Below are 15,311 nucleotides of genomic sequence, written 5' to 3'. Positions count from 1 at the left end.
TCCAATTCTCGAATCCTCAAATTGCGGAACGAGTAGGTTTGGCCTTTTTCGCCGTGGTGCTGGATACCGATTGGCCCGCGTTTGTCGAGATCATCGTGAATGTCGGTCGTCACGACGTCATTGACTTCGATTTTGATCGAATCTCCCTGACAGGTAATTCGGTAGCGATTCCAGCCATCGCGGTCAAAAGCAGCGGCAATTTCTGGCCGGGCAAAAAAGTCGTGCGATTCCTGCTCGTACTTTAGAAATTCCTTATCAGTAGTTCGTCCCGACTGGCTTGGCCAAATCCATTGTCGACGGCCTTCGTCATAGAGACCCCCTGACCAATTGCGATCTGAGCCATCCACTTCTGCCTGGTAGCCATACACATTATTCGGCTCGACATGGCAACGAAACATGAAACCGGAGTTGGCTTCCCCTTGCGGAAGTTTTACTTCTCCTTCAAACACAAAGTCGCCAAAGTCTTCCTCGGTAAGAAGAAAAAACTTCTTGTCGGCGGTGAGATGGATCTCGCCATCGACCACCTCAGCATTTCCCCAATCGTAGGGATTCCTCCAACCGCTGGTGTCCTTGCCGTTGAAGAGTTCGATCCAGTTTTCTTCCTCTGCGTGGCAGGAAGTTACATAGAACAGACTTAGAGCAATTGTTACGAGAGAGGATAATTTGAGATGCATTACAAATCCTAAAAGTGGGTAATCAAGTCTTGGCCAGGGGTAAGTACCGAGGAATCCCGGCAACGCCTAGTTTAGCATCGTAGTGAAGAATTGGAACATGAGGAAACTGAGTCAACGGAGAATTGAATAAATTCATCTCAGTTCCCTCTATTCGTTCCTGTTCAAGTCTTTTGAAATTCCAGGCCAGAGCGAGTTTTGCGAGTTGCGGCTATTATTCATATTGCGATCGTTGTGAATACTAGCGACGCCAGTAGAACTGGAAAGTGCGTTGAAGTTTCACGACTGGGCACGTTAACCAACTATTTTTCTAGACTAAGATAAAGTTGTACTCCAGCAGTTGACTGGTGAGTCACTTCGGACCGGCCTGAGCATCTTGGTCATGCCTAATTAACCGGCTGCAGAACAAAAAGAACAAGAAAATACCCGGAGAAAAAATAATCCAAAATAGATGTGACTTCAATTAAGTAGGCCGCTAAGGATGGCAAAATTACTGCGAAAACCACGGTGCCAGAAAGGTAAAGCCTAATTGGCAGTCGTCACTCAGGTAACTATCTCGATGATCGAAGCATTAAAGACATCTCTGGCTCTCGAATCGCCATATGTTACCTGAACAGGCTGCTTAGCAATGGCATTGAGAACACGCATCTGAGCCGATTTAGAAACTGTAGCGCTTGCAGCGACTTGGGGCAATTGGGTCGGATTAGGATGTTGGGGAGTGGCTTGCTCAAAGGCCAGCTTTGTCACGAATAAAAAAATGGGGCGGCCGAAAGACCGCCCCACCAGCCATGTTATCACAAGTCATGTTTACTCGCTGCCTGTCGATTCCTTCAACTTCTCGACGATGCCATCGAGATTAAACGATCCCGGCTTCTGGCTCGGTGGAAACTCAACAAACGTCTGAGCGAACTTGGCCGCCAACTGCTGCATCGGTACGATGATGAACGGACGGTCGAGGAACCAATCGTTGTACGTATTGGAGTTATGCTGTGACTTCTCGAACGGGTCGCGACGCAGATTGAACAGCAGTGGCACGCGTAGCTCGGTGAACGGTTCGCGCCAAACTTCAAACGCCTTAGCGCGGTTTTCCAGAAAGACGGCTTTCCAGTCACTCAGGCGGATGGCGACGCACTGGCCGTCGTCGTTGAAGTACCAAAACTCCTTGCGCGGCGAAGCCTGATAGCTTTCGGTCGGTGTCTTATACTTGTCCGCGTTCGACAGATACTCGTTCATGTCGTAGCCGTCGAGGTGATTCTTATACGTCCGGCCGATCGCCTGATAGCCATCAAGCAGGTCTTGCTTCAAGTCCTTCTTTCCAGCGGCAGAGGCGAACGTAGTCATCCAGTCTTCGTGCGCAACTAGGCCATTCACCGTCGCGCCCTCAGGATAATGGCCGGGCCAGCGAACAAACGCGGGTACGCGGTAAGCACCTTCCCAATTGGAGTTCTTCTCGCTGCGGAATGGCGTGGTGCCCGCGTCAGGCCAGGCATTGTAGTGCGGACCGTTGTCGGTGGAATAGTAGACGATGGTGTCGTCGGCGATGCCGAGTTCGTCCAGCAGTGTCAGCAACTCGCCGACATGCATGTCGTGTTCGACCATGCCATCTGAGTACTCGTCGGAGTTCGGACCGGCCAGGTTCTTGTGCTCTTCCTTCACGTGGGTGCGGAAATGCATGCGGGTGCCGTTCCACCAGCAGAAGAAAGGTTTACCAGCATCATTTTGCCGCTTGATGAAGTCCTTGGCGGCGGCGAGGGTTTCCTCGTCGATGGTTTCCATCCGCTTCTTCGTGAGAGCGCCGGTATCTTCGATGGACTGTCCCCCCTTGCCGTCGGCCTTGGTCTTGAGCACGCCGCGCGGACCGTAAGTTTCGAGGAAGGTCTTGCCGTTGGGCAGCTTCATGTCGCTTGGATAATCTCGGTTCTCAGGTTCTTCCGATGCGTTCAAATGGTAGAGCGGGCCGAAGAATTCGTCGAAGCCGTGCATGGTCGGCAGGTGTTCGTCGCGGTCGCCCTGGTGATTCTTGCCGAACTGACCCGTCGCGTAACCGAGTGACTTCATTACGCCGCCGACGGTGATGTCCGACTTCTGCCACCCCTGGGCGGCACCAGGTAGACCGACCTTGGTCATCCCTGAGCGGACCGGCACACTGCCACTGAGAAACGCCGCGCGGCCGGCGGTGCAAGACTGCTGGGCATAGTAGTCGGTGAACGAGATGCCCTCATTGGCGATGCGGTCGATGTTGGGCGTCTCGTAGCCCATCATGCCGCGACTGTTGTGGCTGATGTTCCAGGTGCCGATGTCATCGCCCCAGATGACGAGAATGTTCGGCTTCTTCGAGTCCTGGGCCTTTACCTGTTGTGAAGAAGTGAATAATTGGAATACCGCGAAGACGACGACGGTCGCCACTTGCGAAATTTGCTTGGAAAATCGCATTTTCGCCTCCCATGGATGAGCTATGATGACTTGCCGGACGCAACCAAGTTGCTGTCCCCGTCTAAAAAATATAATAGAAAATACTTAAATACCAGAAGTCTATGAAGAATTTGCAAAAAAACAGGATATTTTTCAGCCCGCGACGAGAGTGCCAATATGACCGTCAGCGCGCTAGTCCTTACCGCCACCACCCGGAACCCGATTGAATTTGAACTTGTTTTGAGACCCTGGGAATTGCATTTTCTTCCGCAATCACCGGGAAGCTTCGAGCACTCCATCACGGCTATCGGTTCGCCCTTATCCGCTTATCTATTGGGAGAGATATTAATTGCTGTTAAATATCCAGGGGCTGTCACCGGATGGGATGCTGGTGTTTTGTTTTCCACTCGATTACAAAGCGAACCGTTAAGTTTCGGGTAAACCGCTTAGCAGCTATCACGCATTAATCTACTTAATACCCGAACTCCGGCAATAGAAGTGTATTGTGACGTAATGCCGGAATTGCGCGCTGCTTGTTCCAGCCTACTCGTTCGTGTGTGAATCTTCATCATGTTCGTGCTGAATCGTCCCTCGATATTGCTTGCCATCGATGCTGACCACAAGCTGTGCGACGGTGCCTTCCTGGTCCAAGGCTTCTGTTAGTTCGGCGTCGGTGGATTGAAATCTTGACGATTTGCCAGACGGATCACTCGCATCGGGAAAGGATGCAAGGAGGAACTGCTTGCTTTGGCCCTCTTGCTTGAGGTTGATCGTGAGTTCGGCGGCTTCGATTGGCACATTGATCTTTGCCTTGGAATCGAGCAAATAGATTGTCACTGAACCAGCGTCCTCGTCGTGAATCATTTCGGCGTGATATGCTTCTTCACCCAATTCAATCAGGCTGCCTTGATGTGGACCCTCCGTGGGATGGGCGTCAACGGTTTCAGATCCTGCAGGTGCAGACAGCATTGGTCCTTCTAGCTCGGTTGGTTGACTACATCCGAAAAGTGTCAAGACATAGATAGCGAGGCTAGCTGATGCTGTTGGCATGCGAAACAATCTAGTTGTTTTCATTACACACTCCTTTGAAAGGTTGTAGAGATTTGGTGAGTAGGCACTTAATCCTCCTCAACTTCGAGCACAACACGCTCTTGTTCCTCTTCCACCACCCGGCGGGCAGAACCCATTCCAGTGGTCCAGAACAGGGCAGGGCGGACCAGGAATTCCAACAAGGTACTGGTCACGAGCCCGCCGATGATGACTGTAGCCACGGGATACAATATCTCTTTGCCCGGTTCGCCTGCGGCCAGGGCCAGGGGAACGAGTCCGATGCCCGAAGTGAGCGCAGTCATTAAGACTGGTGCCAGGCGGTCCTTGCCCGCGCGGACGATCATTTCGCGAGTCCATGTTTCTCCTTCGTACTTTACAAGGTGCAGGTAGTGATTGATCAGCAAGATGCCATTGCGCGAGGCGATGCCACATAGCGAGATAAAACCGACCATGCTCGCCACGGTGAGGGTCTGACCGGTCAGATAGAGCGACGCCACGCTACCAATAAAAGCCATGGGGAGTGCGATCATCACTTGCAAGGCAAGGTTTGCAGAATGGAACATTTTGTAGAGGACCAGGAACATACCGACTAACGATAATGCGAACAGGATCGAGATGAGTCGCGATGCCGACTGTTGGCTCTCGAACTGACCGCCATATTCGACGAAGTATCCTGGAGGCAGTTCAGCCACGAGAGGTCGCAATCGCTCCTTAATATCGTCCACCACGTCCACTAACCCGCGTCCCGAGACGTTGCACTGCACGACAATTCGGCGGCGGACTTGCTCGCGATTGACCATGTTAGGCCCGCCGGCTTTGTAGACTCTGGCGACATCTTCGAGTTTCACGCTCCCCCCACCGGGCAAGTCGATCTGGAGTCGCTTGAGGGCATCCAAGTCCTCGCGAAACTCTTCTCCCAATCGCACCATCAAATCAAATGTACGCTGTCCGTCGAGCACCTGCGAGACCACTTCCCCCTGCATAGCAGTCTCGACAAACTCATTGACGTCGCCGCGCCGTAGACCAAACGCCTTGAGTTTTTCGCCATCCGCTTCGATCCGAAGTTGGGGAATGATTACTTGTTGTTCGACTTGAAGGTCACGAACTCCTGGGATGTCGGCAATAGTGGTCTGAATACGCTGCGCCTCGCGGCGCAATTCATCGAGGTCGTCCCCATAAAGTTTGATTGCAACCTGGGCCTTCACTCCCGATAGCATGTGAGATATCAAATGCGCCAGCGGCTGCTCCACGGAAGTCACGATCCCCGGGATATCGGCGAGCGCTTCACTAATTTCTTCGATCACTTCTTCGCGGGAACGCTTGGTAGTGGGGTTTACGGTTGCCACGATCTCGGACACGTTGACCCCTTCAGCGTGTTCGTCAAGTTCGGCACGGCCAGTCTTGCGCACAAAGGCCGTCAAGTCATCGAGTTGGCCGAGTCGTTGTTCGACGCGGGCTGCCACTTCGTTGGAAGTGGCTAGCGAAGTTCCGGGGGGCAAGAGAACGTTGATCTGCACGGCCCCTTCATTGAACGGAGGAAGGAAATCGCTCTCCAGTCGTAGCAATGCCCAACCAGAGATAGCGACTGCAATCATCGCGATAGCGAGAATCTGCCAAGCGAAGCGCAAGCTGAAGCGGATCATGATGCCGACCACTCCTTTGAGCCAGCGGAGCAGAAAGCTGTCTCTTTCTTCCTTGGGATGACTCGATCCACGCAAGAGCCAGTAACTGAGTACGGGCGTTACTGTCAAGGAGACCAAGAGAGACGAAGCAATCGAGACGATATAGGAGATGCCTAGGGGGGTGAACAATCGGCCTTCCATGCCGGAGAGGGCAAAGAGGGGAACAAACACCAGCATGACAATGATCGTGCCGTAGACGATTGAATTTCGAATCTCGACACTGGCTTTGAATACTACCAGCAGAGGGTGGAGTGGTGACTCCGCGTGGCGATTCTCGCGCAAGCGGCGGAAAATATTCTCGACGTCGACGATCGCGTCGTCGACCAGCTCGCCAATAGCGACCGCCAACCCGCCGAGTGTCATCGTATTGACAGATAACCCGAAGGCCGCGAACACGATGGCTGTGACGGCAAGAGAGAGCGGGATCGCCGTGAGCGTGATCAAGGTGGTCCGCACATTCATGAGGAACAAGAACAGAATTATGACGACCAGGACGGCACCATCGCGGAGTGCTTCTACGACATTTTCGATGGCCAGATCGATAAACTCTTCTTGCTGATAGAGTTCCGGAAGAATGTGAACATCAGCAGGAAGTGTCTCTTGCATTTCTTCCAGGGCGTCGGTAACCCGCTTGGTCACCTCGCGGGTGTCTGCTTGGGGTTGTTTGAGGATCGTCAGCACGACAGCGGTTCCACCTGTCATCTCGCCTGAAGCATTGCGAGTGAATGCGGAACTATCTCCTCTTTTAACCTGGGCTCCTTCGACGATGCGGGCGACCTGCGAAAGCGTCACCGATTGCCGATCTCGTTGTTTGACGACGATGTCGCCGATTTCGCGAACACTTTTAACTCGACCCAGTGAGCGAACCAGGAACTCATTGGGGCCCTGCTCGTCGAGGTAACCCCCCGCAGTGTTTTGGTTACTTTGCTTGAGCGCTATCTTCACTTCGTGGAGCGACACACCGAACCGTAGGAGCTTGTCGGGATCGACCAACACCTGAAACTGCTTTCTCTCTCCGCCCATCACAATCACTTGCGAGACCCCGGGGATTGTGAGGAGCCTTTGCCGCACAACCCAGTCGGCCAGCGTGCGGAGTTGCATCGGCGTAGTGTCGGCGTCAGCGGTCATGCCGATCATCATGATCTGACCCATGATCGAGGAAATCGGCATCAATTGCGGTTTGACGCGAGGTGGAAGTGTCTCGGTCGCCAAGGCCAATCGCTCAGCCACAATCTGTCGGTCGTTGTAGATGTCCGTGCCCCAGTCAAATTCAACGTACACCACTGAGAGGCCAATGCCCGACGAGGTCCGCACAGCCTGCACGCCGGTTGCCCCGTTGAGTACGGTCTCAATCGGAAACGTGATGAGCGTCTCCACTTCTTCTGGTGCCATGCCGGGGGCCTCGGTCATGACGACCACCCTAGGGCGATTCAAATTGGGAAACACGTCGATGGGAAGCTGGGAAGCCTGCCAGGCGCCATAGCCAAGGAGAAAAAGCGCAATCGCGATCACGAGAAGCCGGTTTTGCAGTGAGAATCTAATGATTCCATTTAGCATAGTGAAGGACCTGCTCGTCGGCGTTTAGTGATTGTGGCCAGCGTGGGGATCAATTCCACCGCCCGCTTTGTTCTTAAGAGCCAAGTGCATCTGGTAGGCCCCCTTGCCTGCAATGATGTCCCCTCTGAATAGAGCTCCGTTATTCGCAACAACAACCGAGTCTTGATCTCGATTTAGAACCTCTACAGATACCTGATCAAAATGGTCGCCGTTCTGCCGGTAGACATAGGCCTCAGCACCCTCGTCAACCACGGCGGTCGTGGGCAACACCAACTGGTCTTCCCAGGAGTCGATCGGCACCTTGATCTGCATGCGTTGGCCGGGCTTGTACATCCATTCCACGAATTGCTTGCCTGCAGGCGTAGTTTTGTCGAGGGCGATTCTGTTCGGCAGTCTCAGATAAAACTTGAAGGCCCGAGTATCAGGGTCGATCTGATCTGCGACGTACATCACCTCGAGGCCGTTGACTTCAGTACCCGGCGATTCGTCGGCGAGCAGGCTGGCTTTCACCTTGCGGCCTTCTTCAGCCGCCTTTCGGATCAAAGGGGCATCATCTTCAAAGGCCAGTCCTTCAATGTGGAGTTCACAATGATCGGCGATTGTCGCCAATTCTCGACCGACATCAACATGTTCCCCCTGTGTAACACTCAGCCGTTGAATTTGAAACGGGTGATCATCGTCGCAGTTGCCTTCGCTATGAACGTGCTCTGGAGCTCGTACTGTGATCGCCTGTAGTAGGCGTCCCGTGTTGCGAATCTGATCGACCTGTTCTTGGTTGAGTCCATGGAGCAGCATGGCCTGGGATTCGGCTCGAAGCGACGCCTCAAGCTTCTGTTTGTCGTATTCCTGATCGAGTACACGGCGCCCCGCAATAACGCCGGCGTCGAGGGATTCTAATCTCTCAATCTCACGATTCACCACGGCAAGGTTTTCGGTTGTGCGCAGATAGTCGCGTTGGGCTGCGACAAGTTCCTCATGGGTCAGCCGCATTTCAAAGAGCGGCTGATCGGCCGTGATCGCTTCTCCGTTGACTGCATAGATTTTTGTGATCACACCTGTCAGCGGCGCCGTGACGTTTATTTGAGAACGTCCCGGACGTTCGACTATGATTGCCGGCAGGGTGAGCAGCTTCTCATAACGGGTCGGCTCAACAGTGATTGGCTCGAAGCCAATGTTTTTGAGGCCATTCTCACTTAATTCGATTGAGGTCGCCTTGTTGTGGCCGGCATGGTCATGGTCATCATGATCTGGCGTGGTAGTCGGATGCTCAGAATGGTTTTCCGATTGTTCCGAATCTGGCCACCATTGATCTCGGCTGATGAAAGCGATTAAAGCGACACCGATAAGGAGAAGACCAAGCGAATAGGACTTTAAGTGATTCTGCTTTCGATTTGTGATCTTGGACATGTGATTGTATGCTTCTCTCAAATCGTGACCATGTAGATACGACTATTGAGGACTAAAGGAACGATTTAATGGAACCCTGAGCGGAGCACCGACAGGTGTGGTTCGCCGCAGGCTACTATAGAAGTATTGCCTCATGGCGATGCGGAAGAGTCGCAGGATTCAGATCAAGAGAACGCTTAGCGCAAGGTGCGAGCGCAGTGGCACACGGGGAGGTGACTGGGTGGGGTCTGCAGGCCGACGCGAGAGAATGTCAACTGCCTGCAATGTGGCAATCTCACCTATAAGGCAATCACAATTAAACGGCGAAACGGCCGCGCGATCGATATTATTCGAAGATGGCAACCACTGGCACTTTGCATGGTGACAAGAGTGGTCTTCGCCAGAATCATGATCACTTGGCGGTGTCGAGTCGTCGCAGTCATTATGATGCGAATGCGAAGGCTCGTGATTGCAATGTTTGCCGTGGTTTGTCGAAAGCGTATGACAGGCAGCGAAATGAACCGTATGTGCGCAGCACCCTACCACAGCATGTGTAAGGACACTGAGCACGGTAAGAATTGCAAGCAAGCGGTTCATAATGATCGGCGATCAGATTTTACAGTAACTATGACTCTATTATCTCTCCCATCAGAGACCGAGTCTATGGCAGATATCGCACTTTCAAGTGGATTGAACTCAGGTTGGCGATAACCTGACAGATTTCCTGGTCTGAAACTTGGTCAGTTAATAGAGCAAACAGGTTACGGTCAATCTAAGCCTGCGCATTTATATCCACTGGACATCTTGCTACATTCAATAAAACCGTTAGATTATGTTACAATTCACGAGAGAGAGTGGTGGTCGCGGAGGGTATCGTATGGCCTGCGAAGTGCGACTGCCGGCGGCGCAGAATCAAGTCTTTGACTTTTTTTCTGACGCGTTTCAACTTGAGAGATTGACCCCATCCTGGCTCAACTTCTCCGTGTTAACACCTCCTCCGATAGACATGCATGTCGGGACTCTGATCGACTATCGGTTGCGGATGCATGGCATCCCTCTTAAGTGGCAATCGCGGATCGACTGCTGGGACCCCCCCCTGCAATTTTCGGATGTGCAGATGCGCGGACCCTATCGTTTTTGGGAACATCTTCACACCTTTGAAGAAGACGGTGACGGTACGATTTGTCGTGACGAGGTTCACTACAATGTTTTTGGAGGTGGGCTGGTTCACAAACTCATTGTTAAGCCTGACTTGACAAAGATTTTCACGTATCGGACGAAAGTACTACAAGATATTTTCGCAAACGGTACAATCCCGGCGGCGGCGGAACTCGTATCTCATTAAGGGATCAAGTCTTAATCTGGGGTGAACCACGTCTATGAGAATTGCTGTTATTGGTGCTGGGGTTAGCGGGCTGTTGGCAGCCCGGCTGCTGTCTACGCGCCATGAAGTGCAACTGCTCGAGGCAAGTGATTTTCTGGGAGGGCACGCCAATACGGTCTATGTGTCGATCGATAGACGCACCTTTGCTGTGGATACTGGCTTCATGGTGTTTAATGAGCGAACCTATCCCAACTTTCTGAGACTCTTGGATCTACTCGGCATCTTCTCCCAGCCGAGCGACATGAGCTTTAGTGTTACCTGTGAGCGAACTGGCTGGGAATATCAGGGAAGCTCGCTTTCCGGCATGTTCGCCCAGACGAGAAATATTTGTCGCCCAGCCTTTCTAAGGATGATTGTCGACATTCTGCGATTCAACCGAGATGCTAAAGAGTTCCTAGCGAAGGCAGATTTCTCAATTACGCTTGACCAGTTCTTACGGGATGCTCAGTACAGTGAAGCGTTTTGCGAAAAGTACCTTTTGCCGATGACCGCCGCGATTTGGTCTAGTCCGACGGAATCAATACGGGATTTTCCAGCTCATTTTCTTTTGCGATTCATGCAGAATCATGGCCTACTGCAAATTCGCGATCGACCGCGTTGGCAAACAATTCCCGGTGGTTCGCGTCGATACATACGGGCCTTGGCGACTGGTTTGGAAGATCGAATACGACTCGGTTGCTCTGTGCGTGCGGTGACTCGTGGTCTTGATCAGATAGTGGTCGAGACAGATACAAACAAAAAGCAAGTTTTTGACGCCGTCGTCATGGCGACGCATGCAGATACCACGCTCAACCTGCTGGCCGATGCGGATGACCGCGAAAGAATCATACTTTCTGCAATTCTCTACCAACAAAACAGTGCCGTGCTGCATACTGATGTGAGTTGGCTCCCTTCGCGAAAGACTGCCTGGGCAAGCTGGAACTATCGCATCTCAGATTCTGAGACACAACGGACCTGTGTGACTTATGACCTTACACGGCTTCAACGAATTGACTCACCGCAGCGAATACTATTGACACTGAATCCCCATAGGAGAATTCCCAAGTCGAAGTTCTTGCGGGAATTCGCTTATAGCCATCCCATCTTTAATGCCGAGGGAATTGCCGCTCAATACCGCTTGCCTGAGATCAGCGGCACAAAACGCACCTACTTTTGCGGGGCATATTGGGGAAACGGCTTTCACGAAGATGGAGTTGTGAGCGCACTGGCAGTCGCAGATCAGTTTGGCATTGGATTGGAAGCATGCACAGCAGCTTGTACCAAGGATTTGTTACGCACATTCGAACCAGTCCGATAAAGCACTCGTTTCGTTATCCCGTTACGATGGCTTTTTTGGATCTGTCCGAGGTCCCTGCGCTGCGCAAAAGCCTCAATCTGTTCACCGGCAACCGCTGGGGGCCAGCAAGTTTCCTGGAAAAAGATCACACTAGAACCGAGGTCGGTAGTCTCGATCAGGACATTCGCAGTTGGTATCATTCAAAAACTGGTCAAGAAGTACTGGGGCCAATCCGATTGTTGACTCTGCTTCGAAGTTGGGGATATTACTTCAGTCCGATCAATATGTACTACTTATTTAATGCGGAAGCGACGGCAATCGAAGGGATTGTAGCCGAAGTTTCCAACACCCCCTGGCGAGAAACCTATCGCTACTTGCTGAAACCAGAAGAGGGAAGGGGTCGAGAGGCGATCGATTGTGAACAGCCCAAGGAATTCCACGTCTCCCCATTCATGGACATGACAATGCATTACCAATGGCACTGTACTGCGCCAGGTGATTCACTCCTCGTGAATATCAAGTCGGTTCAGTCTCACGAACATCTATTTACAGCACATTTGGAACTTTCCCGGAGAGGGTTCACTGACCGAGAGATTGCAAGAGCTCTTTGGCGCAGTCCCTGGTCAACCGCCCGGATAGTGGCGAATATTTATTGGCAAGCCTTGAAATTATGGTGGAAACGATGCCCCTTTTATCCTCACCCAAACAAACGCACCACTCCAGCAGACAACCTCGTCAGGTAGTTCAAGAAGCTACAGGTACCAGGCTCGCAAGCAATCGCAAACCATTCACGCTAATTGAGCAATGGTGTCGTGAGCTCCTTGTTGAGAGATTACTGCACATTGAGCACGGCAGTTTGCTCTTGGAAGACAGCACAGGAATCGTTGCACTAGGGCATGATTCGCCTTGTGAGTTGTCGGGCGTTATCCAAGTCAAGGATCCTCGCTTTTACCGGAGTGTTGCTTGGGGAGGAAGCATGGGGGCAGCCGAGGCATTTATGCGAGGGTATTGGGATTCACCAGATCTGACCATGGTGATGCGCGTAATGGCTCGAAATGCACATGTGTTGACTGGCTTAGACCTGGGGAGTGCTCGGCTTTTAAAGCCATTGTGGCGTTGGATTCATTGGCTCAGACGTAATACGAAGCGGGGAAGCCAACGCAATATTACAGCACACTACGACCTAAGCGATGAATTCTTTGCTGCATTTCTTGATCCTACTATGTCGTATTCTGCCGCGATTTTTGACCTTCCTGATGTGTCGCTTGAGGAGGCATCCCAGGCAAAATTTAGACGATTGTGCCAGTTGCTGGAACTGTCTGCTCACGATCATTTGCTTGAGATCGGCACGGGCTGGGGAGGGCTGGCACTTTATGCAGCGAGGGAGTACGGGTGCCGCGTTACGACAACGACAATCTCTCCGGCTCAGTACGAGTATGCCAGCAGGAAAGTCTTGGAGGCAGGACTTGCAGATCGTATTCAGGTGCTCCAGCAGGATTATCGAGAACTGAGTGGGCAATACGACAAGCTCGTTTCTGTCGAAATGATCGAAGCTGTCGGGCACAACTACTTAGGTACTTATTTCGCAAAGTGTGACTCATTGCTTCGAAAGGGCGGTCGGTTTGCCTTGCAGACCATTACCATTCCTGAAGAGCGTGAGCAACGGTATTTGCACTCAGTTGACTTTATTCAGAAGTACATTTTTCCCGGTGGATGTTTGCCTTCAGTCACTACTTTGTCGGAAAACGTTGCTGGTCGCACTAAGCTCAGAGTGGTTGCCCTCGATGAATTTGGTGGGCACTACGCCGAAACACTTGCTCGATGGCACCAGCGATTTACAGAAAATTGCGAAAGTATCAAGAACCTGGGAATGTCTGAGCAGTTCATCCTCATGTGGCATTATTACTTTAGCTACTGCGAGGCGGGTTTTCGTGAAGAGATGACCGGGCTCAAACAGATACTGCTAATCAAATCTATGGATTGAGAGACCATTCATGCTGGAGAAAATTACTCAATTTATGATTCGACTTGCTGAAGCTGGTTGGCTGCCAGACTGGTTACTGCGACTGGGTATTCGCGGGTTATTGAAAAAGCGTCTCCAAGTGAGTGTCGAGGATTCTTCCTCAGCGGAGAGTGCCAATCGCGAGTTTGCCGAGCGGATGCGAAATGGACCCTTACTCGAAGCTGCGAGCGAGGCAAACGAACAGCACTACGAAGTGCCCAGTGATTTTTTCCGTAAAGTGCTTGGTTCGCACTTGAAATATAGCTGTGCGTTATGGGAGTCGGGAGCGACCAAGCTCGACCGGGCCGAAGAGGCCATGTTAGAGCTAACTTGCAAGCGCGCCGAGATCGAGGATGGAATGAAAATTTTGGAGCTCGGCTGCGGTTGGGGCTCACTTTCGCTCTGGCTCGCAGAGAATTACCCACTATCCCAGATCGTTGCCGTATCGAATTCGCACAGCCAACGAGAATTCATCGAAGCGCAGTGCGAGGCGAGGGGACTCGCCAACCTGCAAGTTGTCACCTGCAATGTGGCTGAATTTGACACTCCCGATCAGTTCGATCGAATTGTCTCGGTCGAGATGTTCGAGCACTTTCGCAATCACGCACTCCTGTTAGAACGGATCGCGAGTTGGCTTTCGCCCGCAGGAAAACTTTTCGTGCATGTGTTCTGTCATCGCGAAACTCCCTACTGTTTTGAATCGAATTCTTCCAGCGATTGGATGGCCCAAAACTTTTTCACAGGCGGAATTATGCCCTCGGTGGCGCTGTTGGTTGAGTATGATGAACACTTGAGTGTCGAGTCGCAGTGGAATGTGAACGGCATCAACTATAGCCGGACTTGTGAGGCATGGCTTAAGAATCTTGACACCTCGTACAATGAACTTCTGCCACTGTTCTCACAGGAGACTGACCGCACCACGGCGAAAGTGCGCTTGCAGAAGTGGCGGATGTTCTTTCTGGCATGTTCAGAACTATTTCGCTATCGCGGTGGGAACGAATGGCTTGTCGCGCACTATTTGATGAAACACTCCTCAAGGAGAAGTTGACGGGAGCTGGTCGCCGATCGAGAGCTTGCTATTGAAGGCCCTTAACCAGGAGGACCGGGAAAGAACGCGTTCGTTCGCTCAATGTAATTCTGATACTTGGGCCTGCGCTCGACGATGGTGCTTTCGAGAAGCGTGACGCCGCTAACACGCATGAGAAATAGGCTCATCACCAGTGGGCTGGCGATTGTCCACCATGCTCCCCCCGCTACGGCTACCAGATAGAGTCCCCACCAGACGCAGAAGTCGCCAAAGTAATTTGGATGCCGTGTGTAGTGCCATAGGCCCTGATCGAGAACCTTGCCTTCGTTTGCCGGATTGCTTTTGAAGCGGGCTAATTGCCAATCGCCCACCGATTCGAAAGTTATCCCCAAGAGGCAGACTAGCGTTCCTACTGCGTCGAGTAGGCCAAATGGTTTACCAGATAGCATTCCCAGTTGCACAGGCCAGGAGATAAACCACAAGAGAACCGCTTGCAGCAAAAACACTGTGAATAAGCTTACCCACCAAAACCGCTCGCCGTGTTTTTCACGCATCGCCTTATAGCGGCGATCTTCGGCTTTCCCCCAGTTTCGCCAGAACAGATATGCCGACAAACGAAGTCCCCACAAGGTTGTTAATGCCAGCATTAAGGTTGCCCGTTGGCCAGGCGATTCCAGTTCTACATAGGTTGCCCAGGCGACGATTACAAACCCCATACCCCAAAAGGGATCGACTATGCTGGCGTCCTCCAGCTTGAGACTTACAAGCCAAAGCAAGACAAACATCACTAACACGATGCCGAAGTTCAGGCCGAGTACAGAAACGATTGTCATCATAGTTTTCGAACCATCTCGCCGGTCGTGA

General features: G+C 52.0%; 12 protein-coding genes and 1 pseudogene. 6 read left to right on the top strand and 7 right to left on the bottom strand.

All coding sequences use genetic code 11. The annotated features are described in order from the left end of the window. Nucleotides 1–2: 2 nt before the first annotated feature. A pseudogene (locus tag Pla144_RS10820) lies at nucleotides 3–584 on the bottom strand (3-keto-disaccharide hydrolase); the annotation flags it as partial. Between the two features lie 894 nt (nucleotides 585–1,478). Continuing rightward, on the bottom strand, nucleotides 1,479–3,104 hold the full coding sequence (locus tag Pla144_RS10815) for an arylsulfatase (protein ID WP_146450685.1): 1,626 nt from the start codon (nucleotides 3,102–3,104) through the stop codon (nucleotides 1,479–1,481). 156 nt (nucleotides 3,105–3,260) lie between these two features. Between Pla144_RS10815 and Pla144_RS25105 the strand changes: the two genes are divergently transcribed. Continuing rightward, entirely contained in the window at nucleotides 3,261–3,524 is a 264-nt protein-coding gene (locus Pla144_RS25105; RefSeq protein ID WP_231936310.1) for a hypothetical protein, read from the top strand. 102 nt (nucleotides 3,525–3,626) lie between these two features. Here the strand turns inward: Pla144_RS25105 and Pla144_RS10810 are convergent, their stop codons facing one another. The 4 genes from Pla144_RS10810 to Pla144_RS24545 all read right to left on the bottom strand — a co-directional run bounded on the left by Pla144_RS10810 (nucleotide 3,627) and on the right by Pla144_RS24545 (nucleotide 9,355). Further along, nucleotides 3,627–4,157 (bottom strand): hypothetical protein, encoded by a 531-nt coding sequence (locus Pla144_RS10810; protein ID WP_146450684.1) that lies wholly within the window; start codon nucleotides 4,155–4,157, stop codon nucleotides 3,627–3,629. A gap of 44 nt (nucleotides 4,158–4,201) precedes the next feature. Then, the gene (locus Pla144_RS10805; protein ID WP_146450683.1) at nucleotides 4,202–7,372 is read right to left on the bottom strand and encodes an efflux RND transporter permease subunit; all 3,171 of its coding nucleotides are present in this window, start codon (nucleotides 7,370–7,372) and stop codon (nucleotides 4,202–4,204) included. Between the two features lie 24 nt (nucleotides 7,373–7,396). Beyond that, complete coding sequence (locus Pla144_RS10800; protein WP_146450682.1) at nucleotides 7,397–8,779, bottom strand: efflux RND transporter periplasmic adaptor subunit; 1,383 nt, start codon at nucleotides 8,777–8,779, stop codon at nucleotides 7,397–7,399. Between the two features lie 159 nt (nucleotides 8,780–8,938). Then, a complete protein-coding gene (locus Pla144_RS24545; RefSeq protein ID WP_197530571.1) occupies nucleotides 8,939–9,355 on the bottom strand; it encodes a hypothetical protein in 417 nt (138 codons plus the stop codon). A 280-nt stretch (nucleotides 9,356–9,635) separates the two neighbouring features. On the opposite strand from Pla144_RS24545, the gene Pla144_RS10795 reads away from it, so the two are divergent. The 5 genes from Pla144_RS10795 to Pla144_RS10775 are packed head-to-tail and all read left to right on the top strand — an operon-like array spanning nucleotide 9,636 to nucleotide 14,468. Then, nucleotides 9,636–10,103, top strand: coding sequence for an SRPBCC family protein (locus Pla144_RS10795; protein ID WP_146450681.1), 468 nt, complete (start codon nucleotides 9,636–9,638; stop codon nucleotides 10,101–10,103). Between the two features lie 34 nt (nucleotides 10,104–10,137). After that, complete coding sequence (locus Pla144_RS10790) at nucleotides 10,138–11,439, top strand: NAD(P)/FAD-dependent oxidoreductase (RefSeq protein WP_146450680.1); 1,302 nt, start codon at nucleotides 10,138–10,140, stop codon at nucleotides 11,437–11,439. Then, nucleotides 11,385–12,161, top strand: coding sequence for a DUF1365 domain-containing protein (locus tag Pla144_RS10785; protein WP_146450679.1), 777 nt, complete (start codon nucleotides 11,385–11,387; stop codon nucleotides 12,159–12,161). Before Pla144_RS10790 ends, Pla144_RS10785 begins: the two co-directional genes overlap by 55 nt. Next, a complete protein-coding gene (locus Pla144_RS10780) occupies nucleotides 12,101–13,402 on the top strand; it encodes an SAM-dependent methyltransferase (protein WP_197530570.1) in 1,302 nt (433 codons plus the stop codon). The genes Pla144_RS10785 and Pla144_RS10780 overlap by 61 nt, the downstream gene beginning before the upstream one ends. A gap of 10 nt (nucleotides 13,403–13,412) precedes the next feature. Then, entirely contained in the window at nucleotides 13,413–14,468 is a 1,056-nt protein-coding gene (locus tag Pla144_RS10775) for an SAM-dependent methyltransferase (RefSeq protein WP_231936308.1), read from the top strand. Nucleotides 14,469–14,509: 41 nt separating this feature from the next. Here Pla144_RS10775 and Pla144_RS10770 read toward each other — a convergent pair whose 3' ends face one another. Next, entirely contained in the window at nucleotides 14,510–15,283 is a 774-nt protein-coding gene (locus Pla144_RS10770; protein WP_231936306.1) for a DUF1295 domain-containing protein, read from the bottom strand. Nucleotides 15,284–15,311: the final 28 nt, after the last annotated feature.

Origin of the sequence: Bythopirellula polymerisocia (assembly GCF_007860015.1) — a bacterium.
GTDB classification, from domain to species: domain Bacteria; phylum Planctomycetota; class Planctomycetia; order Pirellulales; family Lacipirellulaceae; genus Bythopirellula; species Bythopirellula polymerisocia.
This window is presented reverse-complemented; position numbering and strand designations above follow the sequence as displayed.